The 21,919-nt window shown below is 62.1% G+C and carries 26 protein-coding genes; 12 read left to right on the top strand and 14 right to left on the bottom strand.

Annotated features, from left to right (window positions below; all coding sequences use genetic code 11):
• Window positions 1-10: 10 nt before the first annotated feature.
• Together JTP94_RS04000 and JTP94_RS03995 are read right to left on the bottom strand one after the other, a co-directional pair.
• Window positions 11-475: a nuclear transport factor 2 family protein gene (locus JTP94_RS04000; RefSeq protein ID WP_204849254.1), complete on the bottom strand. Its 465-nt coding sequence runs from the start codon at window positions 473-475 to the stop codon at window positions 11-13.
• Window positions 472-1,059 carry a TetR/AcrR family transcriptional regulator gene (locus JTP94_RS03995; protein ID WP_204849253.1) on the bottom strand — a complete coding sequence of 196 codons (588 nt, stop codon included), beginning with the start codon at window positions 1,057-1,059 and terminating at the stop codon, window positions 472-474. The genes JTP94_RS04000 and JTP94_RS03995 overlap by 4 nt, the downstream gene beginning before the upstream one ends.
• A gap of 104 nt (window positions 1,060-1,163) precedes the next feature.
• On the opposite strand from JTP94_RS03995, the gene JTP94_RS03990 reads away from it, so the two are divergent.
• Complete coding sequence (locus JTP94_RS03990; RefSeq protein ID WP_246754653.1) at window positions 1,164-1,982, top strand: SDR family NAD(P)-dependent oxidoreductase; 819 nt, start codon at window positions 1,164-1,166, stop codon at window positions 1,980-1,982.
• A gap of 81 nt (window positions 1,983-2,063) precedes the next feature.
• On the opposite strand, the gene JTP94_RS03985 is transcribed toward JTP94_RS03990, so the two are convergent.
• The 3 genes from JTP94_RS03985 to JTP94_RS03975 are packed head-to-tail and all read right to left on the bottom strand — an operon-like array spanning window position 2,064 to window position 4,360.
• On the bottom strand, window positions 2,064-2,465 hold the full coding sequence (locus JTP94_RS03985) for a hypothetical protein (RefSeq protein ID WP_210384024.1): 402 nt from the start codon (window positions 2,463-2,465) through the stop codon (window positions 2,064-2,066).
• A 37-nt stretch (window positions 2,466-2,502) separates the two neighbouring features.
• Window positions 2,503-3,504 (bottom strand): NADP-dependent oxidoreductase, encoded by a 1,002-nt coding sequence (locus tag JTP94_RS03980; protein WP_204849252.1) that lies wholly within the window; start codon window positions 3,502-3,504, stop codon window positions 2,503-2,505.
• 40 nt (window positions 3,505-3,544) lie between these two features.
• Entirely contained in the window at window positions 3,545-4,360 is an 816-nt protein-coding gene (locus JTP94_RS03975; protein WP_204849251.1) for an oxidoreductase, read from the bottom strand.
• 89 nt (window positions 4,361-4,449) lie between these two features.
• Between JTP94_RS03975 and JTP94_RS03970 the strand changes: the two genes are divergently transcribed.
• Window positions 4,450-4,881, top strand: a complete 432-nt coding sequence (locus JTP94_RS03970; RefSeq protein ID WP_204849250.1) for a helix-turn-helix domain-containing protein — start codon at window positions 4,450-4,452, stop codon at window positions 4,879-4,881.
• A gap of 64 nt (window positions 4,882-4,945) precedes the next feature.
• On the opposite strand, the gene JTP94_RS03965 is transcribed toward JTP94_RS03970, so the two are convergent.
• Together JTP94_RS03965 and JTP94_RS03960 are read right to left on the bottom strand one after the other, a co-directional pair.
• Window positions 4,946-5,275: a helix-turn-helix transcriptional regulator gene (locus JTP94_RS03965; protein WP_204849249.1), complete on the bottom strand. Its 330-nt coding sequence runs from the start codon at window positions 5,273-5,275 to the stop codon at window positions 4,946-4,948.
• Window positions 5,259-5,771: an SRPBCC family protein gene (locus tag JTP94_RS03960; RefSeq protein WP_204849248.1), complete on the bottom strand. Its 513-nt coding sequence runs from the start codon at window positions 5,769-5,771 to the stop codon at window positions 5,259-5,261. Before JTP94_RS03960 ends, JTP94_RS03965 begins: the two co-directional genes overlap by 17 nt.
• A gap of 316 nt (window positions 5,772-6,087) precedes the next feature.
• On the opposite strand from JTP94_RS03960, the gene JTP94_RS03955 reads away from it, so the two are divergent.
• Window positions 6,088-7,275: an arabinose transporter gene (locus tag JTP94_RS03955; RefSeq protein ID WP_204849247.1), complete on the top strand. Its 1,188-nt coding sequence runs from the start codon at window positions 6,088-6,090 to the stop codon at window positions 7,273-7,275.
• Window positions 7,276-7,448: 173 nt separating this feature from the next.
• Window positions 7,449-8,000, top strand: a complete 552-nt coding sequence (locus tag JTP94_RS03950) for a GNAT family N-acetyltransferase (RefSeq protein WP_204849246.1) — start codon at window positions 7,449-7,451, stop codon at window positions 7,998-8,000.
• A 43-nt stretch (window positions 8,001-8,043) separates the two neighbouring features.
• Here JTP94_RS03950 and JTP94_RS03945 read toward each other — a convergent pair whose 3' ends face one another.
• On the bottom strand, window positions 8,044-8,607 hold the full coding sequence (locus JTP94_RS03945) for a methylated-DNA--[protein]-cysteine S-methyltransferase (RefSeq protein WP_204849245.1): 564 nt from the start codon (window positions 8,605-8,607) through the stop codon (window positions 8,044-8,046).
• A gap of 540 nt (window positions 8,608-9,147) precedes the next feature.
• On the opposite strand from JTP94_RS03945, the gene JTP94_RS03940 reads away from it, so the two are divergent.
• Window positions 9,148-9,765, top strand: coding sequence for a 2'-5' RNA ligase family protein (locus JTP94_RS03940; RefSeq protein ID WP_204849244.1), 618 nt, complete (start codon window positions 9,148-9,150; stop codon window positions 9,763-9,765).
• A gap of 9 nt (window positions 9,766-9,774) precedes the next feature.
• Here the strand turns inward: JTP94_RS03940 and JTP94_RS03935 are convergent, their stop codons facing one another.
• Entirely contained in the window at window positions 9,775-11,415 is a 1,641-nt protein-coding gene (locus JTP94_RS03935) for a SulP family inorganic anion transporter (RefSeq protein ID WP_204849243.1), read from the bottom strand.
• A 90-nt stretch (window positions 11,416-11,505) separates the two neighbouring features.
• Window positions 11,506-12,420: a LysR family transcriptional regulator gene (locus JTP94_RS03930; RefSeq protein ID WP_246754652.1), complete on the bottom strand. Its 915-nt coding sequence runs from the start codon at window positions 12,418-12,420 to the stop codon at window positions 11,506-11,508.
• A gap of 58 nt (window positions 12,421-12,478) precedes the next feature.
• Here JTP94_RS03930 and JTP94_RS03925 point away from each other — a divergent pair, with 58 nt between their 5' ends.
• The 3 genes from JTP94_RS03925 (at window position 12,479) to JTP94_RS03915 (ending at window position 16,070) form a co-directional block, all read left to right on the top strand.
• A complete protein-coding gene (locus JTP94_RS03925) occupies window positions 12,479-13,453 on the top strand; it encodes a quinone oxidoreductase (RefSeq protein WP_204849242.1) in 975 nt (324 codons plus the stop codon).
• A 263-nt stretch (window positions 13,454-13,716) separates the two neighbouring features.
• Window positions 13,717-14,898 (top strand): MFS transporter, encoded by a 1,182-nt coding sequence (locus tag JTP94_RS03920; protein ID WP_204849241.1) that lies wholly within the window; start codon window positions 13,717-13,719, stop codon window positions 14,896-14,898.
• Between the two features lie 110 nt (window positions 14,899-15,008).
• Complete coding sequence (locus tag JTP94_RS03915) at window positions 15,009-16,070, top strand: succinylglutamate desuccinylase/aspartoacylase family protein (RefSeq protein WP_204849240.1); 1,062 nt, start codon at window positions 15,009-15,011, stop codon at window positions 16,068-16,070.
• Between the two features lie 7 nt (window positions 16,071-16,077).
• On the opposite strand, the gene JTP94_RS03910 is transcribed toward JTP94_RS03915, so the two are convergent.
• Together JTP94_RS03910 and JTP94_RS03905 are read right to left on the bottom strand one after the other, a co-directional pair.
• Complete coding sequence (locus tag JTP94_RS03910; RefSeq protein ID WP_204849239.1) at window positions 16,078-16,233, bottom strand: hypothetical protein; 156 nt, start codon at window positions 16,231-16,233, stop codon at window positions 16,078-16,080.
• Between the two features lie 133 nt (window positions 16,234-16,366).
• Window positions 16,367-16,888: a MarR family winged helix-turn-helix transcriptional regulator gene (locus JTP94_RS03905; protein WP_204849238.1), complete on the bottom strand. Its 522-nt coding sequence runs from the start codon at window positions 16,886-16,888 to the stop codon at window positions 16,367-16,369.
• A 153-nt stretch (window positions 16,889-17,041) separates the two neighbouring features.
• On the opposite strand from JTP94_RS03905, the gene JTP94_RS03900 reads away from it, so the two are divergent.
• From JTP94_RS03900 to JTP94_RS03890, 3 genes are all read left to right on the top strand, one after another.
• Window positions 17,042-17,398 carry an ArsC family reductase gene (locus JTP94_RS03900; RefSeq protein ID WP_204849237.1) on the top strand — a complete coding sequence of 119 codons (357 nt, stop codon included), beginning with the start codon at window positions 17,042-17,044 and terminating at the stop codon, window positions 17,396-17,398.
• 13 nt (window positions 17,399-17,411) lie between these two features.
• The gene (ybaK, locus tag JTP94_RS03895) at window positions 17,412-17,885 is read left to right on the top strand and encodes a Cys-tRNA(Pro) deacylase (RefSeq protein ID WP_204849236.1); all 474 of its coding nucleotides are present in this window, start codon (window positions 17,412-17,414) and stop codon (window positions 17,883-17,885) included.
• Between the two features lie 93 nt (window positions 17,886-17,978).
• Window positions 17,979-19,232: an aminopeptidase gene (locus tag JTP94_RS03890; protein ID WP_204849235.1), complete on the top strand. Its 1,254-nt coding sequence runs from the start codon at window positions 17,979-17,981 to the stop codon at window positions 19,230-19,232.
• A gap of 13 nt (window positions 19,233-19,245) precedes the next feature.
• Here the strand turns inward: JTP94_RS03890 and JTP94_RS03885 are convergent, their stop codons facing one another.
• Window positions 19,246-19,836, bottom strand: coding sequence for an NAD(P)H-dependent oxidoreductase (locus JTP94_RS03885; protein WP_204849234.1), 591 nt, complete (start codon window positions 19,834-19,836; stop codon window positions 19,246-19,248).
• Window positions 19,836-21,452 carry an exodeoxyribonuclease VII large subunit gene (gene xseA, locus JTP94_RS03880; RefSeq protein WP_204849233.1) on the bottom strand — a complete coding sequence of 539 codons (1,617 nt, stop codon included), beginning with the start codon at window positions 21,450-21,452 and terminating at the stop codon, window positions 19,836-19,838. Before xseA ends, JTP94_RS03885 begins: the two co-directional genes overlap by 1 nt.
• 234 nt (window positions 21,453-21,686) lie before the next feature.
• On the opposite strand from xseA, the gene JTP94_RS03875 reads away from it, so the two are divergent.
• The gene (locus JTP94_RS03875) at window positions 21,687-21,917 is read left to right on the top strand and encodes a homogentisate export protein (protein ID WP_204849232.1); all 231 of its coding nucleotides are present in this window, start codon (window positions 21,687-21,689) and stop codon (window positions 21,915-21,917) included.
• The last annotated feature ends 2 nt before the right edge of the window (window positions 21,918-21,919 follow it).

Below are 21,919 nucleotides of genomic sequence, written 5' to 3'. Positions count from 1 at the left end.
GTTGCGAGCCTCAAGCGACGGAGCTGCGCGTATCGGTCCAATCGACCATCAACTTGCGTTCGGCGAAAAGCCAGGCCCCGTTCGTCTTGCTGAACGTATCGAGGTAACGGATCGACGCGACCATCAAGCTTCGCTTCTCGCCATCAACGGTCAGATGATGGGCAATGCAGTAGCTTTCGCCCTTCGCCGTGTCTCCTTCGATCTCCACGGTACTTTGGCCATTGAAGTGGGTCGTGGCCTGGTAGGTGTTGAGATTTTCGAACACCGGAGCGAGGGCATCCCGGCCGTGCAGCGTCTGCGTGGGCTCTGCCGATCGGCTGTCCATGAAGACCTGGAAAACCGTATCGGTGGTGAAGAGAGCCATTTGCCCCTTGGCGTCCCGCCTGTCGGCGCAGTGGGCATAGGCGTCGATGAGCTGGCGGATTGCGAGCCTGTCGGCGGCTTCTTCTGGCGATATTGACGTCTGAACAGTCATTTTGGGCGCGTCCCATCTTTGTTGGAGAGCGGCGAAAGTGCGGCGCTGACGACTGCGACATGCGTAGCGATCAGGGTTCGCAGATCTGCGCTGCTGGTTGCGACATCCTTGAAGCCCTTGAGGGCATAGACAATCGACCGTGCCAGCTTTGCCGGCGACAGGTCGAGCGCCGATCGGTCAACAGCGTCCCTCAGGATGTCGGCAATCAGATCTTCGAAAGCCTGATAGGCGGCGCAGACGCTTTTAAAGCCGAGGTCGAACATATCGCGCGCGTCAGGGTGTGCCTGCACCAGCTCGTACCCTTCGGCCGCCCAGGCGTTGCAGGCATACAGGAGCTTCCTGTCGACCGTGGGGAGGTCCGAAATTCCGGTTCGGATCTGCGACATTTTCTCTTCGATCATCGCTTCGACGACCGCCTGGAACACGGACTCCTTGTCCGGAAACGTGAGGTAGAGGGTCGGTCGCGTCAGGCCCGCTGCCTGGGCGATATCCGCCATCGTCGTCCGGCCGAAACCGTAACGCAGGAATATCGATGTCGCCGCCCCGACGATATGCGACCGACGACTGCTTGCTGGATCACTCATGGCTGACATTCTGACATATTGACCATTTATGTCAATAGTGCTATCTGACACATAGACTAAAAATGTCAGAGCGTCGGCACGGCCGATCGGAAGGGACTGAAATCATGAGCAAGATCTGGTTTATCACGGGAGCTGCACGCGGTTTCGGCCGCCTCTGGGCGGAAGGAGCCCTCGCACGTGGCGATAAGGTTGCCGCCTCGGTGCGCAATCCGGATTCCATCGCTGATCTGGTCAGCGCCTATGGCGACCGGGTGTTGCCGATGCGTGTCGACGTCACCGACCGCGACGTCGTGTTCGAGGCGGTAGCCACGGCACACGCCCGCTTTGGCCGGCTCGATATCATTTTGAGCAATGCGGGTTACGGCCTCATGGGTGCGATCGAGGAGACGAGCTTTCCCGACATGCGGGCTGTCTTCGAGACGAATGTATTCGGCACGATTTCCCTCGTTCAGGCCGCGTTGCCGTTTCTTCGCGAGCAAGGCAGCGGTCACATCCTTCCCGTTTCGAGCTTGGCCGGCCTGCTCGCCGTTCCGACGGCCGGGATCTACGAAGCGACGAAGTTCGCAATCGAGGGTTTTGCCGAAGCACTCGCTGCCGAGGTTAGCCCCTTCGGAATCAAAACGACGATCATCGAGCCTGGTGCCTATGCGACTGATTTCCTGAGCGGGACTTCGCTGAAAACCGCCGAGCCGATGGCGATTTACGACAAAGCCCGGGACGATCTTGCTCAGATGCTGACGGGCGAAATGCTTGGCGATCCGGCGGCAACCTGGCCGGCCATCGCCAAGCTCGTCGATTCCGACAATCCGCCTTTGCGACTGATATTGGGCGACAATCTTTCGATGGTTCGCGAGGCCTATGACGAGCGGATGAAAACCTGGGAAGCGTGGGAGGCTGTCTCGAAAGCCGCGCATCGGGTGTGAGACTATCGTCGTGCCGGCAGCGCCGGCATCTAGTAATGGATGAGAGCGCTGTCCGCTCGCGATCGAGGCCGTATGGAAATATCAGACGGAATTACGAACCGACCGGAATAGGCGCCGCTGCGCTTCGTTGATACCGTGCTCGTCGCTATCTACCTCACGCTTCGATGCGGGTAGATGGTGGCGTTTGCGCTGCCAGTTGTAATAGAGCGTTCCGTGAATCCCCTTGGCTTCGCGCTTCAAGACCGGCCGCTCCCAAATGGGTGTCAGGATCGCTTGAGCGCGCTCATCGCCAACGCGCTCGTGAAAGTCTTCGGACAGCTCAATGTCCTGATCGTTCGGAAAGATCACCGCAAACTCGTCGTCCGTGGCCTGAAAGATGCTGAACGTGGCGTTTTCAGCACCATCGATGATCTGAATGTTCTTCACAAATGAGCCCTCGTCTCCCGCAGCGACAAGATAGCTGATTTTCAGGTTCTGAAACATCGCATGCTCGCGCAAAGTGCTGCAGTTGCGGCATGCTTCACTTCACGGAGATCACGACCTTGCCCTTGGCGCGACCTGTCTCGACGTAGGCCAACGCCTCGTTGGCCTTGTCAAACGGAAAGACCCGATCCATGACGGGTCTGACGGCCCCCGCCTCGATCAGCGAAGTGATCTGCTCGAGCTGCCCGCCATTCGCCGTCACGAAGAGGAACGAATAGCTGACGCGATGGCGTTTCGATTTCCTCCGGATGCCGAAGCTCAGCAGGCGCATGACCTGCTGAAGCAGCCAGCCGGAACCGTTCTGCCGGGCAAACTCGGGATCCGGCGGACCGGAAATCGAGATGAGCTTCCCGCCCGGCTTCAGAACGCGAAGTGATTTCTCCAGCGTGTCCTTGCCGAGACTGTTCAGCACGACATCATATCCCTGCAGGGCCTTTTCGAAATCGTCCTTCTTGTAATCGACGACGACATCAGCTCCGAGGCTTCTGACGAGATCGACATTGGCCGTGCTCGTCGTCGTCGCCACGGTCGCACCGATGTGTTTGGCAAGCTGGATGGCAATCGTCCCGACGCCGCCCGAGCCGGCATGGATCAGAACCTTCTGTCCCTTCTTCAGCCTGGCGCGTTCGACAAGCACCTGCCAGGCGGTCAAGGCAACGAGCGGCACCGATGCCGCCTCTTCCATCGTCAGGTTCTTCGGCTTCATCGCCACATCGGCCTCGTTCATCGCGATCAATTCCGCGAACGTGCCGATGCGGTCCTGGGACGGACGCGCATAGACTTCATCGCCCGGCTTGAAGCGCCGGACCTTGGACCCGACCCGGACCACGAGACCCGCCACATCGTTGCCGAGGACCAGCGGCAGGCGGTAAGGCAGGATAAGCTTGAACTCGCCGTCCCTGATCTTGGCGTCGAGGAGGTTCACGCTTGCGGCGTGGATCTCGACCAAGACGTCGCTCTCCCGCAACTCCGGTTCGGGTACTTCGCCGAGCCGCAGAGCAACACCTTTCGCGTAGCGATCGATCAGGAATGCCTTCATGAGTACTGACTTTCTTCTCTTAAGGTTGCGGCGACAGGGTTCAGGCGGGAAGCCTGTTGAATTTGCGCAGATTTTTGTCGACGAATGACTCGGGCAGGAAGCGGCGTATGAAGCGGACCTGGCCTGCCACCTTTCCTGCGGTGTAACGTCTCTTCGGTGATGCCGCATTGGCCGCCTTAACGAGCATGTCGGCGACGATCTCGGGTGCATCTCCCGTCTCGACGATCTCCCGCATCAGCTTTTCCGCATCGGCGCGAACGGTGTCGTAGATGGGAAGCGGCTGATCAGCACGCGTGAGATTTTCCTCGAAAGACGTGCGGGTGACGCCAGGCTCGACCAGCACGACGCGAATGCCTTGCGTTCGCACCTCGTGGTCGAGCGATTCCGAATAGCCCTCGATCGCGTGCTTGGTCGATGCATAGAGGGCGTTGAAGGGGGCGGGTATGAGACCGAGGATGGAGCTCATGTTGATGATCCTGCCCTTTCGCTGGCGTCTCATAATGGGCAGCACCGCATTCGTCAGACGCACGACGCCGAAGACATTCACATCGAACAGAGCCTTTGCCTGTACGGCAGAAGACTCTTCGGCCCCTCCGAGCAACCCGATCCCGGCATTGTTGACGAGGAGATCGATGCGCCCCGCGCGGCTCACGACATCGTCGACCACGCTCTGCACGGACCCATCGTCGGTGACGTCGCAAACCAGCATCGTCACACCATCCGAAGTGTCGGTCATCGGCTTACGGCTGGTGCCGAACACCCGGTAACCATTGCGGCGCAGCGCTCGCGCTGTCGCCAGCCCGATGCCGGAGGAAGCGCCCGTGACGAGGGCGACGCCGCGCTCTTTATTGCTCATCTGTCTCAGCCTTCATTTTGTCGTGGAACACCGATGCGGACTCAGTTACTATCAATTTGAGAGTAAGTCACTATCAAAAAGATACTAACATGCAAAATCTTTCAAACCAGCCATGCCTGATCGCCCGCAGCCTCGCATTGGTGGGGGACGCATGGAGCATGCTGATCCTGCGCGACGCCCATGCCGGGCTCACCCGCTTTGACGAGTTTCGCAAAAGCCTCGGCATCGCTCCGACGATCCTGACGCGTCGGCTCACCGCGCTTACCGAAGAGGGACTTCTGGAGAAACGGCGCTACTCGGAGCGGCCGCCGCGCGACGAATATGTGCTGGGTGCGGCGGGTCGGGACTTCCTGCCTGTCCTATTCGCGATCGGCGCGTGGGGGCGAAAGCACCGCAACGCGGACGGGGTCACCCGGTTCTTCGACGCCGAGACTGGAACGGAGATCGATCCCGTCATGATCGATCGTGCGACCGGCGCTCCGATCGGAACACGTCCGATTCGGATCGACATGCCTGAGTGAACGGCATCGCCCAAGGAAGAGCGGCGATCGTTCACATCGCATGCGCACTGTAGGCCGTCGGTCATCATGTCGTCTCGACGAGCGACTTGAGGCGAACAAGCGCCCGGTCCCAACCGGCCGAGATCGCATCCAGGAACGCCCGCGCCTCCGCGATGCGGCTGGCATCGAGCGCATAGAGCACTTCCTTGCCTTGACGCTCGTGAACCACCAATGCCGCTGCTTCCAGCACCTGCAGGTGCTTTACGATCGCCTGCCGGCTGATTGCCTGGCCTTCCGCCAGGGTGGTGGCCGACAAGGCGCCTGCGGCGAGAAGGCGCGTGACGAGGGTCAGGCGCGTCGCATCTCCCAACGCGGCGAAGACACCTGCCAGTTCACGCTCACGCCCGTTCGACATGGCGCCTGACGTTCTCGATCTGCGCGGTCCAGCCGCCGTCATTCATCATGAAGGCGCGTTTGCGCCGATGGGCTGGAATGCCTTCGAAGCCGGATTCGCTGATCGTCAGCCGCGTGCCTTCGGCAACGGGTTCCAAGCGGAATTCAACCAATGTCGGCGATTCCCGCGCCGGATCGCAGTCAATATCGATGCCGTAGGGAATCCAGCGGAAGCTGAAAGATCGAGGCTCCTCCATACGCTCGACGGTACAGAAAACCGCATTGTGCGGCGGCTGGCGGATGCCTGTGGGATCGAGACCCAGTGAGACCTGATATTGCCGCAAAGTCTCTTCGTCGAATGCTCCTTCGAACGTACCGGTTATGGCCTGGCCGGGAGCAAAAGGCTCGTTCAGCTTTACGCCGAACCATTGCGAGAACTCTTCGACATCGGTAATGGCGCGCCAGACACGCTCGATCGGCGCATGCAGCACCACCTGCTTCTCAATGCGGTCAAACATCCTCATGCGCCTCCATTCGTGCAACAAGTTGGTTGCAAGATATCAGCATGGCACCATTTGTGCAACTCACTTGTTGCACGTTGTCGTCCGCTGTTATCAATAACGGTAGCTCGACATTGTCAGCGACGATGAGCGCGCCTGGCCGGACACGGCGGCGCTCGCCATATTGACACCCGTTCCGCACGCGCCTAAAGGAACGGCCAGCCAGTCACTCTGGCCGTAAGCGTTTGACGTCAAGCAACGCACTCAACGATCCTCGTCGGTCGGAGTGCGTTTTTTTGTGCCTCCGCCGATCGAGGAAAGCCTGGAGATTGTCATGGCTTTCCCTTCGACAAGTGACCCGGCGCACGGCCGCCTTCTGCTGCTGAGCGCCATTCTCTTCATGTCCTATCTTTGTGTCGGCATGTCGCTTCCAATCGTGCCGATCTTTGTGACCGAGCAGCTTGGGCTCGGCAACGCCTGGGCCGGGCTCGGCGTCGGCATCGCCTTCCTTGCTACCATCGTGACGCGAGGCTATGCCGGCAGCCTGTCGGACAGCCGCGGCGCCAAGACCGCGGTGGCGCGAGGGCTGGCCTTCTATACCGCGGGGGCGCTGACCTCATTGGCCGCTGACCTGTTGGTCCACACGCCATGGACATCCTACCTGCTCCTCCTTGCCGGCCGCCTGCTTCTCGGGCTGGGCGAAAGCCTGGTTGCCGTCGGCGTCATCGCCTGGGGGATCGGGTTCGTCGGTCCGGCGCGCTCGGGCAAGGTGCTGGCCTTGGTCGGCGCCGCTATCTATGGCGCGCTTGCCATCGGCGGTCCAATCGGCCTGGTATTGCTCGACCGGTTCGGTTTTGCCGGCGCGATAGCGATCGGCGCCGTTCTACCATGCCTCGGGCTGCTGGCAATCTGGCTGGTTCCCGGCGTTGCCGCTCATCCCGGCACAGAGCGCCCACCGTTCTGGAGTGTGGTCGGCAAGATCTGGTTGCACGGTTCCATCGTATGCCTCCAGGGCATAGGCTTCGCTGCGATCGGTGCCTTCTTCACGCTCTACTTCCTCGACCGCGGCTGGAGCTATGCCGGGCTTGGCCTGACGGCCTTCGGCGGCGGCTTCGTTCTGGTGCGTGTACTCTTCGGCCACCTGCGGGATCGCATCGGCGGCCTGCGGGTCGCGGTGGGATCGCTCGCCGTCGAAACCGTGGGGCAATTCCTGATCTGGAATGCCACCGATCCGGTCCTTGCTCTGGTGGGCGCGTTTCTGACGGGGCTCGGATGCTCGATGATCTTCCCTGCCATGGGACAGGAGGTCGTGCGCCTGGTGCAGCCGCATCTGCGCGGCACTGCCTTGGGCGGCTTCTCGGCATTCCAGGATTTGGCCTATGGCCTGACAGGGCCCTTGGCCGGGCTGCTGGCCGACCGCGCCGGCTATGACAGCGTTTTCCTGATCGGCACGGTTGCCGCGGCGGCCGGGCTGCTGATTGCCCTCTCCCTTTACAGGGTACGGGCGGCCGCGTTCAGCTGACCTTGATCATGGCCCCCCGCCATCCGGCCGGGGGCCATGTCACACTCTTGATCTCCTCGCGGACATGGCGGGACGACCTCAAGGCTCTAGGATTGGGATGCCATCCCATGATAGCCATCTTGCCGAACGTCTGCAGCAGAATTCCCGAAGCTAAATCTCAGCGAGCCGCTCTCATGAAACCGATGACATCTCCGCCGCCATTGGAAACCGAACGCCTGCTCCTTACGGGGCATACGCTCGACGACTTCGGGGCCCTCGCCGCCATGTGGAGCGACCCTCTGGTCGTGAAGCATATTTTCGGCAATCTGGTATCGACATCAAGGGAATCGTGGATGCGGATGCTTTCCTATCACGGGCTCTGGCCGCTTCTGGGACATGGCTACTGGGCGATCCGCGAGAAGTCTTCCGGCCGCTATGTCGGCGACCTCGGCTTTGCCGATTTTCATCGCGTCATGGAACCATCGATCAGGAGTATTCCCGAGGCCGGCTGGGCGCTCTCGGCATGGGCGCACGGCAAGGGGTTCGCCACGGAAGCCCTGACGGCCGCCGTTGCCTGGCTCGATGAGCAGGCTCGATTTGAACGCAGCGTCTGTCTGATTTCGCCCGACAATACGGCCTCGATCCGCGTTGCCGAAAAGGCGGGATATAGCGATCCGACGCCGGTTCGCTTCGGCGACAAGGAAACGCTGTTGTTCTCCCGTGTCCGCCAGGCGCCAAACGACTAGAGCGGGCGGCTCGGTCGCAAACCGCCTCCCCCAGCATCGTGACCTAGAACCCCAGCGACTGCTGCACGGGTTTCGGCGGCGCAAGCTGGACGCCTTCGAGCTCGAGCATCCGGGCCTTGGCATTGGAACCGCCGGGCGCCGAAAAGCCGCCGATCTTGCCGCCTGCCGCAAGAACGCGGTGGCAGGGGATGATCAGCGCGACCGGGTTCTTTGCCATGGCCTCACCAACGTCGCGGGCGGCCTCCGGCCCTACGCCAAGCTGTTTCGCCAGCGTCCCATAGGTGGTGGTATGGCCCCAGGTGACCTGCCGGGCGGCGTCGTAGATCTGCTTGAAAAATGCATCCTGTTCGCCGAGATCGAGGGCGACGCCGGAAAAATCGATCTCCTCGCCCGCGAAATACCGTTTCACCTTGGCGACGACCTCCGCGACTTCAGGCGTCGGCGTGCCGGGGTGTGCATCCGGCAGGCGACGCCGAAGCAGGCGTTCGGTCGCCCCGGCGTCCTTTGTCGGCAACTGAAAGCGTATGACGCCGATATCGTTCCAGGCGATGCCGCAGAAGCCGCCGGCGGTTTCGAAGATCAGATAGTCTTGCCTTGTCTCGTTCATGACCGACACTCCGTGTTTCCACTTGTCATGAAAATCGTGCCACGAGCCGGGGAATTCAACCCGATTCTTGCGCAGGGCCGATATTGTCTGCATTTTGCCTGTTGAGGAAAACGGCGCCGCTGTGATCACGGCGCCCCAATCCTACCTCGCATTCTAGCGTATCAGTATCCGCCGCCGGCCGGAGGGGGATTCATCGTCATGCCGCTACCGGAGCTATGCTGGTCCGAGGTAGAACAAGAGGAAACACCGAGGCCGATGAGAGCGAGCAAGGCGATAGAGAAGATGGCTTTCGTCAACATGTGAGATCATTCCTTTTGAAGACGGCACAAATACCCCTGGCCGGTGGTGAACAAATCAAGCGGGCGTTTTATTCGATGGCATTTCTAAAATTGAGACTCGATGGCTCCCTTCGGCAGCCTGCTCACTCCGGCTTACTAGATATGTTCTCTATTTGTTCTTGATCTAGTGGCCATGCGGCTCTATGATGTTCGGATGGACAAGATTGGAGGAGGCAAAGCCGTGTGGCTTTGACGCAATCCCATGAAGAACAAAGACCAGCTCTCGCTCTATCTCAGCGGCGGATCGTCCAGCCGGACACTACCGCCAATCGATCAAAGGCCAGTCAGCGAACTCTATTTTGCAATCCTTCCCGATCCGGAGATCGCCGCAAAGAGTCACAAGCTTGCAGGCAATTTCCATCGACGGTACCGGTTTTTCGCGAAGCCGCGAAAAGCCAATCTCCTCCATGTGACGCTCTATACTATCGGCTCGTTTCGCTACTTGCCAGAAGAGACGGTGTTTGCGGCGATGGAAGCTGCCTCTAGAGTTAGGAAGCGGTCCTGTTCAGTAGTCTTCGACCGGGCTGTCAGTTTCGGCAATGGCGATAATCGCCCGCTTGTTCTATGGAACGAGAATGGAAACACCGAACTCAAGGCGATCTATCAAGAATTGGTCGATGCCATGCGGCTCACCGGCATTGCGCCGATCAAGGAAAAGCTCGTCGAGCCGCATATGACGCTGCTCTATCAGGGCCATCTAGTTCCCGACATTGTGCTCGAAGAACCTGTGAGCTGGACAGCTAAAGACTTCGTCCTCATCAACAGCCTACAGGGTGAATCAATCCACGAGCATCTTTGCTATTGGACTTTGCGCGACTGAACAGCCCGTTCAAACCTTCGGCTGATTGTCATCCGCCATCACCGCCGCCACCGCATCGTCGACGCTGAAGCTGCAGCGGCTCTCGAGGTCGGCGATGCCGGCCACCGTCATGAGATCGCGCACGCGATCATGCGCACGGGCGAATTGCACGCGGATGCCGGCGCGGCGCATCGCGCCATCGAACTCCATCAAGGCATCCATCCCCGTGCTGTCCAGATCGAAGCTTTCTTCAAGGCTGAGAATAATGGCCCGCAATCCCGTCTCGCTGCGGCTGCGTGACAATATCTCGCCGAAGATCGTGTCGGCATTGCCGAAAAACAGCGTCTCGCCTGGTCGCCAGATGACAATGCCCGGCATCTCGGACGCATCGCCGTGTCGGCTGATATCGACGAAGTTGTGACTGCTGCCGAGGCGCCCGAGACGGGCGACATAGGGCGAGGCCAATCGATGCATCATGGCGGCGAGCGATAGCGCGATCGCCAGCAGCATGCCGTTCAGCACGCCGAAAATCAGCACGCCCGCCGCAGCGCCAAGCGCGACGTAGAAATCGCGATGCAGCCGCCGCAGATGCAGGATCGGGCTGGGATCGAGCGCATGCGTGAGAGCGGCAATCACCACTGCTGCCAGCACCGGCTCGGGCAGAAGCGCCACCAGCGGCCCGGCGCAGGCAATCAGAATGGCAAGGCCGATGGCGGCGAAAACGGTGGTTGCGCGTGTCTTGGCGCCGGCCGCCTCGCTGGCGAAACCGGCGGAAAAGCCGGCGCCGACGGGCATGCCCTGGACAAGGGCGCTGGCGATGTTGGCGGCGCCGAGCGCACCGAGTTCGCGGTTGATCTCCAGCGTCTCGCCATAGCGCAGCGCCAGCGCCCGCATGGTGCCCCAGGATTCGGCAAAGAGAATGAGCACGAGGGGCACGGTGAACTGCACCAGCCGCGAATAGCCGGCCCAGCCGGCATCCGGCAGCGACGGCCATTGCGGCAGGATCTCGATTGCGCCGACCAGCTTGACGCCATGCGCCTCCAGACCGAACAGGTATGAAGCGAGAATACCGGTGACGAGCACGAGGAAGGCGCCGGGGACGCCTGGCAGTCGCTTGAGCAGCAGCAATGCCGCGAGCGCCACGATGCCGACGGCGACGCTGATCGGATTCCACTGCAGAACAGCGCCGAACAGTGCCGCCGCGTAGGTAAAGATGTTCGAGCCCTGCACGGGCACGCCCACCAGGATGGGCAGCTGGTGCAGGATGATGGTGATCGCCAGACCCAGCGCAAAGCCGCGCAGCACCGGCCGGGAAATGAAGCCGGTGATGCCGCCGAGGCGCAGCACCGCCGCGACGACGAACAACAGGCCCGCCAGCGCGACCGCGACCGTGGCCAAGCCGGCCTTGACCGTGGCGTCACCGGGCACGACCGCCAGCGTTGCGGCGAGAATGGCGGCGGACGAGGATGTCGGAGAGACGATGGCGAAGCGGCTGCGGCCGAATATGGCATAGACGAGACATCCGGCGATGCCGGCGAGGATGGCACGGTGCGGCGGCAGGCCGGCGATGCCGGCGTAGGCAACGGCTTCCGGCAACATCAGGCCGGCAACCGATATGCCCGCAACCAGATCCGCCCTGTCCACCACGAACCAACTGCTCAGCTTCGTCATCGATCACCGACCAAAAGGATGGTTCATCCGTTTATGGATAGAGATTCGCCGCTAGGCTGCAACAGGAAAATAAGCTGGCAAACCTTCGCCCTAGCCTGTCGTGCCCGTGTCGTCCCGGATAGGGCAGCTTTGGCCGATCACGTCGCAGACAAAATCCATGACGGCACGGACAGCCGGCGAACGGCGCAGATCGGGATAGGTCACCAGCCAAAGGTCTCGCGTCGGTGACGGGGCCGCTGCCGGAAGGCGCGTCAGGAGAGGTTCGTTATCCCCCAGGAAAGTGGGAAGCACGAGGGCGCCAATGCCCGCGCGCGCAGCTTCGAGCTGTCCGAAAATATCGGCGGCGCGGAATACGATTGGCCGGCCGGCCAGCAGACTGCGCAGCCATGTCTCCCGCGTTAGATGTTCAAGAGCCGCATCATAACCGATGAAGACCCAATCTTCCTCGGGCATCTGCGCAATGGCTGAGACAGCGTAGAGACCGAAGCGCATCACGCCAATGCGCCGGACCAGCAAATCACTCTCCTCCGGCCTCGTGGTTCTCACGGCTATATCCGCCTCGCCATGATCGACCACAGCACGACGCGTGACACCGGCGACGGTCAAGGTGATATCCGGATGGTCGATACGAAACAGGGCCGCCTTGGGAGCGAGAAGATGCGTGGCGATCGATGGCGGCGCGCTGATCTTGACGGCGGCGGAAAGCCCGGCGACGGCACTTTTCGAATAACGCTTGATCGCCTCGACATTTTCATCGATGCGCCCCACCAGTTCGGCAATGGCACGACCGTCTGCCGTCAGCGGCGAGGTGCGGGGCCGCCGGTCGATCAGGCGCAGGTCCAGCGAACGCTCCAGTGCCGCGATGCGCCTGCCGACCGTGGCGTGATCCACGCCAAGCTCGCGCGCCGCCGCCGAGAGCGAGCCGGTTCGCGCCAGGGCGGCGAAATGAAGTAGGTCCTGCCAGTCGATCATCTGTGCATTATTGCACAGATACGGTGAGCTCATACCGAATTTATTCAGGCCGAGGTTTGTGGTCAAAGATCTCCTGAAAGGAGACTTCTCAATGCCCCTAGCGATTGCCATCACCGGCCCCGGCGGCCCCGAGGCCATGAAAGCCGTTGATCTCCCCATTACCGAGCCAGGCTCCGGCCAGGCCCGGATCCGACAAAGCATTTCAGGCGTGAATTTCGTCGACATCTACGTCCGTTCCGGGCTCTATCCGTTGCCGCCCGGCCAGAGCGTCCTCGGCTTCGAGGGTGCAGGCGTCGTCGACGCGATCGGCCCCGGTGTCGAAGATCTGAAAATCGGCGATCGCGTCGCCTATATCGGCCATCCGCTTGGCAGCTATGCCGAGATGCGCACGCTATCGGCATCGCGGCTGGTGAAACTGCCTGATGGCGTCAGCGAGCGGGTTGCCGGCAGCACGATGCTGCGCGGGCTCACCGCCCACATGCTGCTGCAGAAGGTCTATCCGGTGAAAGCGGGCGAATGGGTTCTGGTGCATGCGGGGGCCGGGGGCGTCGGCCAGCTGGTCACGCGTCTCGCCAAGCGGCTTGGCGCCAAAGTCATCGCCACGGTCGGCTCCGAAGCCAAGGCCGGCTTTGCCTATGAGGCCGGCGCGGACGCCGTTCTCCTGCACACAGCCGAAGACTGGGTGGAGGAGGCCCGCCGCATCGCCGATCGCCGTGGCGTGCATCTCGCTATCGACGGCATAGGCGGCGCCATGCTATCGCAGACGCTTGCGGCCGTGCGCCCCTTCGGCATGGTTGCGAGCCTCGGCCAGGCTGCCGGACCCATCCCGCCGATCCAGATAGAGGAACTGACCGCACCGCGAGCCATCGGCCTGTCGCGCCCGAGCGTGCTGACCTATGCCAACGATCCCGAGCTCTATCGCCAGGGCACCCAGGCCCTGATGGAATATCTGAAGGCCGGATTGGTCAACCCGATCGGCGCCGAGTACGAGCTGAAGGACGCAGCCCGGGCGCATGCGGACCTTGAGGCCGGACGCACGACGGCGAGCGTCGTATTGACGATGTAAGCCTTTTCGAGCGGGGCTGCGGATAGTCCCGCTCCCATTGCGAAGAACCCTCAAGGCCCCACGCACAATCGCGTCATTCCGTCAATGGCTTTTGCTGCAAAGCAGCAATTCCATTGACCGGGCCTGCCCTTGCCTGTTACCGATTGTTCGTGGCGACGCACGGCCGTTCGGCTACCGCCGCCACCGCTATCCGATACGAACCCCGATCTTTCGTGGCAAACAGCATGGACACCGCACTTGCCGGTGCCCGTAGGCGATATCCCGTGAACACTGCCTCCCAGACCATCCGGTCCAATTCGACCCTGGCCCTCGTTTCCATCGTTGCGCTGACATTCTTCGGCTACCTGGCCATCGGCCTGCCGCTTGCGGTACTCCCGACCTATGTCGATAGCGGCCTCGGTTTCGGCGTCGTCTGGGCCGGCATCGCCATCAGCACGCAATATGTGGCAACCATCGTCAGCCGCGCGCAGGTGGGGCGGCTGTGCGATCAGTACGGGCCGCGCCGTTCTGTCCTGCTCGGTTTTCTCGCCTATGGGCTTTCCGGCATCCTGACGCTGGCCTCCGCATTGACCGTCAATGTTCCGGCGGCGAGCCTGGCACTGCTGCTTGCGGGACGCCTGGCGCTCGGCATTGGCGAAAGCTGGGTCAGCACGGCGGCAATCACCTGGGCGATCGGTCTGATGGGGTCGCGCGAAACCGTGCGCATCATCTCCTGGAACGGCATCGCCACCTATGGCGGCATCGCGCTAGCAGCACCCTTCGGCGCCTGGCTGCAGGGGCAATATGGCTTCTTCGCCATAGGCATCGTGACGATCGTTCTCGCCGTTGCCGGGTTCATGCTGGCGCAAACACGGCCGCCCGTACCCGGCGTCAAGGAAAAGGGCATTGGCACCGGCCAGGTGCTGAGCCGCATCGCGCCTTTCGGCGTGGCACTGGCGCTGGCTTCCAGCGGCTTCGGCGTGGTCATGGCCTTCGTCGCGCTGTTCTTCCACAGTCGCGGCTGGGAGGGCGCCTCCTTCGCGCTCAGCGCCTTCGGCCTCGCCTTCATGGGCGTCCGCCTCGGCCTGGCGCAAGCCGTTGCGCGGTTCGGCGGCCTGCCGCTTACGCGCATCTCGCTTGTCGTTGAGATGATCGGCCTCGCAGCACTCGCCTTTGCGCCCTCGCCGACCGTCGCCATCATCGGCGCGGCCCTCGCCGGCGCCGGCTTCGCACCGGTCTTTCCGGCACTCGGCAACGAAGCCATGGAGCGGATTCCACCGCAGAACCGCGGCGTGGCACTTGGCCTCTATTCCATCTTCCTCGACGTCTCGCTCGGCACGACAGGCCCGATTGCAGGCCTTTTGGCCGACCATCTGGGTTATGCCGCGCCCTTTTCCTTCGGTGTCGGCGCGGTGCTGCTCAGCCTTCTTCTGAGCCTCGGCCTGCGTAGAAACCGCGGTCCCTGACAAGGGATCGGGGCAAGCGGCCTCCATGACGCTCCGAAGCAACAACGGTTGCAGGAGGTGGCAACGACTTGGTATGGGTCTGCGATCATAACCAGCAGGAGGTCCCCTACATGAACGTCACCGAAATTGTCATCGAGGGCGATACTCCGGGGATTGCCTGGCGGCTACCGGTGCTGCATTTCGCCGGCAGCAAAGCCGATGCGCCGAAGATCTATATCCAGGCCGCGCTCCACGCCGGCGAGCTGCCGGGCACGGCGCTCACGCATTTCCTCTGCGAGCGGCTGCGGCAGGCGGAAGCGGAAGGGGCTGTTCTGAGCGACATCGTCGTCGTGCCGCACGCCAATCCGATCGGTGCGGCGCAATCGCATTTCGGCGAGATGCAGGGCCGCTTCGACCTGGGATCGCGCACCAACTTCAACCGTGATTTCCCGCTAATTTCGCTGCGCGACCGCGACCTGCTGATCGAGAATCTCGAACGCTACCCGGCCGTCGACCGGCTGAAGCGCCAGCTGATCCATATGGCGCTCGGCGCCGATCTGGTGATCGACCTGCACTGCGACGACGAGTCGCTGCAATATGCCTATATCGACGAGGCCTTCTGGCCCGAAGCTGCCGATCTTGCCGCCGCCTTGAAGATGGATGCCGTGCTGCTATCGGACGGCGAAAGTTCGGCCTTCGAAGAGGCTGTCAGCTTCGCCTGGAAATATGAAGTGCCGGGAGAGAAGAAGGTACCCTTGCCGGGCAAGCTTTCGGTGACAGTCGAATTGCGCGGGACGCGCGATGTCTATCCCGACATGGCGAAGCAGGATGCCGACGGATTGTGGCGGTTCCTCGCTGCCCGAGGTGCGGTGCGCGACGACAGCGTGGAGCTAGGCGCCTTTACGGGGCCGGCGGTGCCGCTCGACAATATCGAGATGATCCGCGCGCCGCAGACGGGCACGGTGCTTTTCCATCGCAATATCGGCGAACACGTCGAAGCAGGCGATCTGCTTGCGACAATCATCACCGCGCCCGGCATGCCGGATGGAACGATCGACATCTATGCCCCGCAAGCCGGCCTCATCGTCACCCGCGTCTCGGACCGGCTGGTGCGCCGGCGCGGCGACCTGATGAAGATCGGCTGCGACAGGCCGAGCGCGGTCGCCCGCAAGCCAGGCACGCTGGAAGACTAGTCCTGCCCTAGCGGCCGTCGATCACCTTGCACCGTATCGCGAAGGCAACGGCGGCCGCCTCCCTGAGAAGGGTGCCGAAACAACGAATATGATCCAGAGCGGCGGTAAGGACCGGGCGGCTTGCGCGTGCCGCTCTGTCGATGATTGTGCGATTTCCTGTCACGATCATGCCTCCGATCGAATTGATGCAGGCGATGTTCAGAGCGACGACGGTAGTGGTTTAAACCGCGTCACTCATATATATGTATGCAGTCTGCATAGATATTTTGTAAATGTCAAGGATACTTGTTCGACCGTTACGTCATGACGGTGATAGGGCACCGGTCCTGGTCGCAGACCCCCTGGTCGCAGACGCGGCAAACCACATCCTGATCGTCCCCAAGATCGACCAAAGCCGGCAGCAGCTTTTCCGCCAGGCGACCGAGCTGCTCGGTCTCTTCAGGCCCCAGCGCTTTGAAAGCCCGGTGAATGACGGCCCGGCGGGCGGCGAGGCTCTTGTCAAACAGCGCCCGGCCGCTCTCCGTCAGCTGCAGTGACCGGGCACGCTTGTCGCCCTCGACGCCGCCGGCCCTCAGCACGAGATCCGATGCCACGAGCTGGTCGACAAGGCGCACGGTCGCGGAATGGGAGAGCGCAATCAGCCTGCGCAGCGTCTCGATCGTCAGGCCCGGCTCGGTGCCGATCTGGATCACGGCTGCGATGGCGCTCGGCCCAAGGCCGGTTTCGTCGGCGAAGGCCTTTTCCATCTTGTCCACCAGAGCCAGGCTCATGGCGCCGAAGATGTTTTCCAGCCGCGATATTTCCCTATCCGTCGCCATGTCGATTTCACCGCCATAAATATGCACGCTGCATATTTACAGGAGAATCGACTGCGGCTGCAACCAGAAGCGAACCGCTTCGCCCTCCGCCCGGCTTTTACCCGCCTTTGCTTGCATGCTATGCGCTATTCGACAGCAAGAGACGGATTCGCCATGACGATCACCATTTACGGCATCAAGAACTGCGACACGATGAAGAAGGCACGCACCTGGCTCGAAAGCCACGGCATCGCCTATGATTTTCACGACTACAAGGCTGTCGGCATCGATAGCGCCCATCTAGAACGCTGGACAAGCGAAGCCGGCTGGGAAGTCGTGCTCAATCGCGCCGGCACGACCTTCAAGGCTCTGCCGGACGCAGATCGCGCGGATCTGACGAAGGATAAGGCGATTTCGCTGATGCTGGCGCAACCTTCCATGATCAAGCGCCCGGTACTGGAAGCGGCCGGCAAATTGCTCATTGGCTTCAAGCCCGATATTTATGCGGCTGCATTCGGCAAGACCGCCTAGAGACCGCCCGCCCATGTCAAAGACCACCCGCGCGACGCAAGTGCTGACCCAGGCGAAGGTCGCCTTCACCGTGCATACCTACGACTACGATCCGAATGCCGAGCGCGTCGGCATGCAGGCGGCGGACGCGCTTGGCGAGGAGCCGCATCGCGTGCTGAAGACTTTGATGGCCGAGGTGGACGGCAAGCCGGTTTGCGTCGTCGTGCCCTCGGACCACGAAGTCAGCATGAAGAAGCTCGCCGCTGCCTTCGGCGGGAAATCCGCGAGCATGATGAAGCCTGCGGACGCAGAACGTCTGACCGGCTATCACGTCGGCGGTATCAGCCCTTTCGGCCAGAAAAAGTTCGTGCCGACCGCCATCGAAGCCCAGGCGATGACGGAGGCCTATATCTATATCAACGGCGGCCAGCGCGGCCTGCAGGTGCGGCTGAGCCCACAGGATGCATTGGCCGTTTTGAAGGCCAAGGCGGCATCGCTGATTGCCTGATCGGCACCGCAGACTGACAAACCGCCTTCATTTTCGCCGCAAAGCGGTCTAAGTCTGGGGACCATCCTTCCGATCAAGCACGCAGGTTTTGCCATGACGTCCGCCTCCCCCAACCATCATCCCGTCGATCACGCCAAGCTGGAGAAGCTTGCGGAAGTGGCCGTAAAAGTCGGGTTGCAGCTGCAGTCTGGCCAGGATCTGCTGATCACCGCGCCTGTCGCGGCGATGCCGCTGGTGCGGCTAATCACGCGCGAGGCTTACAAGGCCGGCGCGGGGCTCGTCTCCACTTTCTATTCGGATGAGGAAACCACGCTTGCCCGCTACGAATACGGTCAGGATGCAAGCTTCGACCGTGCGGCGAACTGGCTTTACGAAGGCATGGCCAAGGCCTTTTCCAACAACACCGCGCGCCTTGCCATTGCCGGCGACAATCCGATGCTGCTCTCCAACCAGGATCCGGCGAAGGTGGCACGCGCCAGCCGCGCCAATTCGGCTGCCTATAAGCCGGCGCTGGAGAAGATCTCGAATTTCGATACCAACTGGAACATCGTCTCCTATCCCAACTCCTCATGGGCAAAGCTGGTGTTCCCCGACGACCCGGAAGCGATCGCCGTCGCCAAGCTCGCCAAGGCGATCTTCGCCGCCTCGCGCGTCGACGTCGCCGACCCGATCGCGGCCTGGGCCGAGCACAATGCCAGCCTGCGCAAGCGGTCCGAATGGATGAACGGCCAGCGCTTCGCCGCCCTGCATTTCCAGGGTCCGGGCACCGACCTGACGGTCGGTCTTGCCGACAGCCATGAATGGCATGGCGGCGCCTCGACGGCCAAGAACGGCATCACCTGCAACCCGAACATTCCGACGGAAGAGGTCTTCACCACGCCGCATGCGCTGCGCGTCGAGGGTCATGTCTCGTCGACCAAGCCACTGTCGCACCAGGGCACGCTGATCGACAATATCCAGGTGCGCTTCGAAGGCGGTCGCATCGTCGAAGCCAAGGCGACGCGTGGGGAAGAAGTGCTGAACAAGGTGCTCGACACCGACGAGGGTGCCCGCCGGCTCGGCGAAGTGGCGCTGGTGCCGCATTCCTCGCCAATCTCGGCCAGCGGCATCCTGTTCTACAACACGCTCTTCGATGAAAACGCGTCGTGCCACATCGCGCTCGGCCAGTGCTATTCGAAATGCTTCGTCGATGGAGCGTCGCTGAGCCAGGAGCAGATCAAGGCGCAGGGCGGCAATTCCAGCCTGATCCATATCGACTGGATGATCGGCTCCGACAAGGTCGATGTCGACGGGATCAATGCGGACGGCTCGCGCGTGCCGGTCTTGCGCAAGGGCGAGTGGGCCTAAGGCAGGGATAGAGCTAAAGGGCGGCAAGAGCCGCCCTGACGCGAGCAAGATGGGCCATGCGTCCAGCTTCGCTGACACGGTCCATATCGTGCAGCGCCAGCATGCGGAAATTCAGTCGCTTGGCGCAGAAGGCCGCGATGCCGCGCTTCAGCAGGCGCCGCACCGGATTGCCCATGTAGAGATGGACGACCCACCAGGGGGACCCGGTCGTCGTCAGCGCCCAGAACAGACGGATATTGGTCAGCCGCGGCACGATGCGGCCGCCGGCGGGATCATGCGTGAAAGCAATGCCGGGCGCGAAAGCGCGATCGAAGAAACCCTTGAGAATGGCCGGGAAATTGAACCACCATTGCGGGAAGACCAGTATCAGGCCTTCGGCCGCCCGCAGCCGCGCGACGATGGTGTCGACGCCCGACGCATCATAGGGCTGGTCGAAATAGCCGCGCCGCTCGGCTTCGGACAGGCGCGGGTCGAAGCCCTCGCGGTAGAGATCGAGCAGATCGACCTGATGCCCTCCGGCGGCAAGCGTCTCCTCCGCAACCTTTGCCACCGCAGCGGCAAAGCTATCCTCCAGCGGATGGGCCAAGACTAGCAGGATACGCATCAGAACAAACTTCCCTGCTTCGGTGGGGCGGCGGGGTCGACCGGCTTGGCGCTGCGCTTCTTCGATGGCGGCGTACCGGCTGGCGGGGTGGTCGACGACGGTGTTGTTCCACCATCACCCGCGACGGCGCCGACGCGGCCGTCGGCGAATTCGATCGAGATGGCGGCACCAGCCGTAAGCGCCACGGCCAGCGAAACCGGCCGGTCGTCTTCGTCGCGCACCACGGCATAGCCGCGTTTCAGGACATTCTTGTAGGACAGCGACTGCAGAATCCGCTCCTGCGCGACGAGCGCGCTGCGCGCGCGCGTCAACTGATGGCGTATCGCCGTATCGGCATGGCGGACGAGATTGCCGAGGCGGTCGCGGGCACGGCCGGTCTGCGCCTCCAGACGCGACGGCAGCGTGGCGAAGACGGCATCGGCCCTGTCTATGCGGGCGCGGGAACGGTCGATCATCCGCTCGATGGTGCGCTCAGCGCGGGTCATGCGCTCGTTGAGCTGCTGGCGGCGCTCGGCGATCCGGTTCGACAGGATATCCGGGCGCAGCTGCGCGGCAATGCGCTCGAAGGAGCGGCGCTTGTTCAGCGTATTCAGCTCCAGCCCACGGCCCAACCCGGCGGCTGCCTCGTCGAAGCGGCGGCGCGGCAAGGCGAGAAGCTGGTCGAGCGAAGGCAAAGCGCGCAGGAGCGCTCGTACCGACTGCCGCCGCTGATCCATCTGCCTGCTGACGCCACCCTGCAGCCGCGCGGAAAGACTGGCGAGCTGCGCCTCCAACTCGGCCTTGACCGGCACAGCCATTTCGGCGGCGCCCGTCGGCGTCGGCGCACGCACGTCGGCGGCATAGTCGATCAGCGTCCAGTCGGTCTCGTGGCCGACGGCGGAGATCAGCGGGATCTCGCTGGCGGCAGCGGCGCGAACGACAACCTCGTCGTTGAAGCTCCAGAGATCCTCCAGGCTGCCGCCGCCGCGCGCGACGATCAGCACGTCGGGGCGCGGGATCGGGCCGTTCGAGGCGAATTCATTGAAGCCGCGAATGGCATTTGCCACTTCTTCGCCAGACCCCTCGCCCTGCACCTTCACCGGCCAGACCAGCACATGCACGGGAAAGCGATCGGAGATGCGGTGCAGGATGTCACGGATGACGGCGCCGGTCGGCGAGGTGACGACACCGATCACCTTTGGCATGAAGGGAAGGCGACGCTTGCGTTCTGGGTCGAAAAGGCCTTCCGCGCCGAGCTTGCGCTTGCGCTCCTCCAGCAGTGCCATCAGCGCGCCCGCGCCGGCCGGCTCCAGCGTCTCGATAACGATCTGATATTTCGACGAACCGGGGAATGTCGTCACCTTGCCCGTCGCGATGACTTCCATCCCCTCTTCAGGACGGAACTTCAGCTTGGAGAATGTGCCTTTCCAGATCACCGCGTCGATGCGGGACCTGTCGTCCTTCAGCGAAAAATAGGCATGGCCCGAGGAATGCGGCCCACGATAGCCGGAGATTTCCCCGCGCACACGCACCTGGTCGAACGCATTTTCGACCGTGCGCTTGATCGACCCGGCCAATTCCGAGACGGAATATTCCGTCAGGTTCGACGGCGAATCACTCTCAAAAAAGCTGCTCATGGTCTTTTTCTAACCGATGTCGCCGAAAATGCGGAGCCCCGAGCAGAACCCCTTAAATCGGAATCGATTGAAGGAAAGGATTATGCGCAGATTTGAAGCAATAAGCTCCGCGCGTTCCACAAGACGCGCGGAGCTTATTGCTTCATCAAACGTTAACCCTGTCGACAAAGCCTTTCTTAGCCATCCGCGCGTAAATCTGTGCAAAGTGATTTTTGGTAAAGAGGATATGGAGCGATGATATTCGTGACCGCCACGATCATCGGAATTGCCGCCGGCCTGCAGCGCTCGACGATCGCTGCGATGCTGGGTGTGGCGCTGGTGAGTATCGCCTTCATGGCAGCCGTCGCCGTCTCCATCGTTGCGCCGCCGCTGACGACGCTGTTCGTCGCGCTTGGCGGCTACAATCTCGGCTTCATCGGCTATCTCATTACCACCGATATGATGGAGCACGGCCGCCGCGCCTAGGA

The sequence above is a fragment of the Martinezella lusitana genome (genome assembly GCF_016901135.1).
In the GTDB taxonomy this organism is placed as follows: Bacteria; Pseudomonadota; Alphaproteobacteria; order Rhizobiales; family Rhizobiaceae; genus Rhizobium; species Rhizobium lusitanum_D.
Note: the sequence above shows the minus strand (reverse complement) of the source record. Positions and strands in the feature narration are given on the sequence as shown.

What these genes read in the sequence shown, in the direction of transcription:
- JTP94_RS03980 (WP_204849252.1), bottom strand. Translation starts at nt 3,504, where the DNA reads ATGAAGGCATTCCTGATCGATCGCTACGCGAAAGGTGTTGCTCTGCGG.
- JTP94_RS04000 (WP_204849254.1), bottom strand. Translation starts at nt 475, where the DNA reads ATGACTGTTCAGACGTCAATATCGCCAGAAGAAGCCGCCGACAGGCTC.
- JTP94_RS03935 (WP_204849243.1), bottom strand. Translation starts at nt 11,415, where the DNA reads ATGACGAAGCTGAGCAGTTGGTTCGTGGTGGACAGGGCGGATCTGGTT.
- JTP94_RS03955 (WP_204849247.1), top strand. Translation starts at nt 6,088, where the DNA reads ATGGCTTTCCCTTCGACAAGTGACCCGGCGCACGGCCGCCTTCTGCTG.
- JTP94_RS03990 (WP_246754653.1), top strand. Translation starts at nt 1,164, where the DNA reads ATGAGCAAGATCTGGTTTATCACGGGAGCTGCACGCGGTTTCGGCCGC.
- JTP94_RS03970 (WP_204849250.1), top strand. Translation starts at nt 4,450, where the DNA reads ATGCAAAATCTTTCAAACCAGCCATGCCTGATCGCCCGCAGCCTCGCA.
- JTP94_RS03940 (WP_204849244.1), top strand. Translation starts at nt 9,148, where the DNA reads ATGAAGAACAAAGACCAGCTCTCGCTCTATCTCAGCGGCGGATCGTCC.
- JTP94_RS03905 (WP_204849238.1), bottom strand. Translation starts at nt 16,888, where the DNA reads ATGGCGACGGATAGGGAAATATCGCGGCTGGAAAACATCTTCGGCGCC.
- JTP94_RS03960 (WP_204849248.1), bottom strand. Translation starts at nt 5,771, where the DNA reads ATGTTTGACCGCATTGAGAAGCAGGTGGTGCTGCATGCGCCGATCGAG.
- JTP94_RS03890 (WP_204849235.1), top strand. Translation starts at nt 17,979, where the DNA reads ATGACGTCCGCCTCCCCCAACCATCATCCCGTCGATCACGCCAAGCTG.
- JTP94_RS03885 (WP_204849234.1), bottom strand. Translation starts at nt 19,836, where the DNA reads ATGCGTATCCTGCTAGTCTTGGCCCATCCGCTGGAGGATAGCTTTGCC.
- JTP94_RS03985 (WP_210384024.1), bottom strand. Translation starts at nt 2,465, where the DNA reads ATGTTTCAGAACCTGAAAATCAGCTATCTTGTCGCTGCGGGAGACGAG.
- JTP94_RS03925 (WP_204849242.1), top strand. Translation starts at nt 12,479, where the DNA reads ATGCCCCTAGCGATTGCCATCACCGGCCCCGGCGGCCCCGAGGCCATG.
- JTP94_RS03975 (WP_204849251.1), bottom strand. Translation starts at nt 4,360, where the DNA reads ATGAGCAATAAAGAGCGCGGCGTCGCCCTCGTCACGGGCGCTTCCTCC.
- JTP94_RS03900 (WP_204849237.1), top strand. Translation starts at nt 17,042, where the DNA reads ATGACGATCACCATTTACGGCATCAAGAACTGCGACACGATGAAGAAG.
- JTP94_RS03945 (WP_204849245.1), bottom strand. Translation starts at nt 8,607, where the DNA reads ATGAACGAGACAAGGCAAGACTATCTGATCTTCGAAACCGCCGGCGGC.
- xseA (WP_204849233.1), bottom strand. Translation starts at nt 21,452, where the DNA reads ATGAGCAGCTTTTTTGAGAGTGATTCGCCGTCGAACCTGACGGAATAT.
- JTP94_RS03875 (WP_204849232.1), top strand. Translation starts at nt 21,687, where the DNA reads ATGATATTCGTGACCGCCACGATCATCGGAATTGCCGCCGGCCTGCAG.
- JTP94_RS03950 (WP_204849246.1), top strand. Translation starts at nt 7,449, where the DNA reads ATGAAACCGATGACATCTCCGCCGCCATTGGAAACCGAACGCCTGCTC.
- JTP94_RS03995 (WP_204849253.1), bottom strand. Translation starts at nt 1,059, where the DNA reads ATGAGTGATCCAGCAAGCAGTCGTCGGTCGCATATCGTCGGGGCGGCG.
- JTP94_RS03930 (WP_246754652.1), bottom strand. Translation starts at nt 12,420, where the DNA reads ATGAGCTCACCGTATCTGTGCAATAATGCACAGATGATCGACTGGCAG.
- JTP94_RS03915 (WP_204849240.1), top strand. Translation starts at nt 15,009, where the DNA reads ATGAACGTCACCGAAATTGTCATCGAGGGCGATACTCCGGGGATTGCC.
- ybaK (WP_204849236.1), top strand. Translation starts at nt 17,412, where the DNA reads ATGTCAAAGACCACCCGCGCGACGCAAGTGCTGACCCAGGCGAAGGTC.
- JTP94_RS03965 (WP_204849249.1), bottom strand. Translation starts at nt 5,275, where the DNA reads ATGTCGAACGGGCGTGAGCGTGAACTGGCAGGTGTCTTCGCCGCGTTG.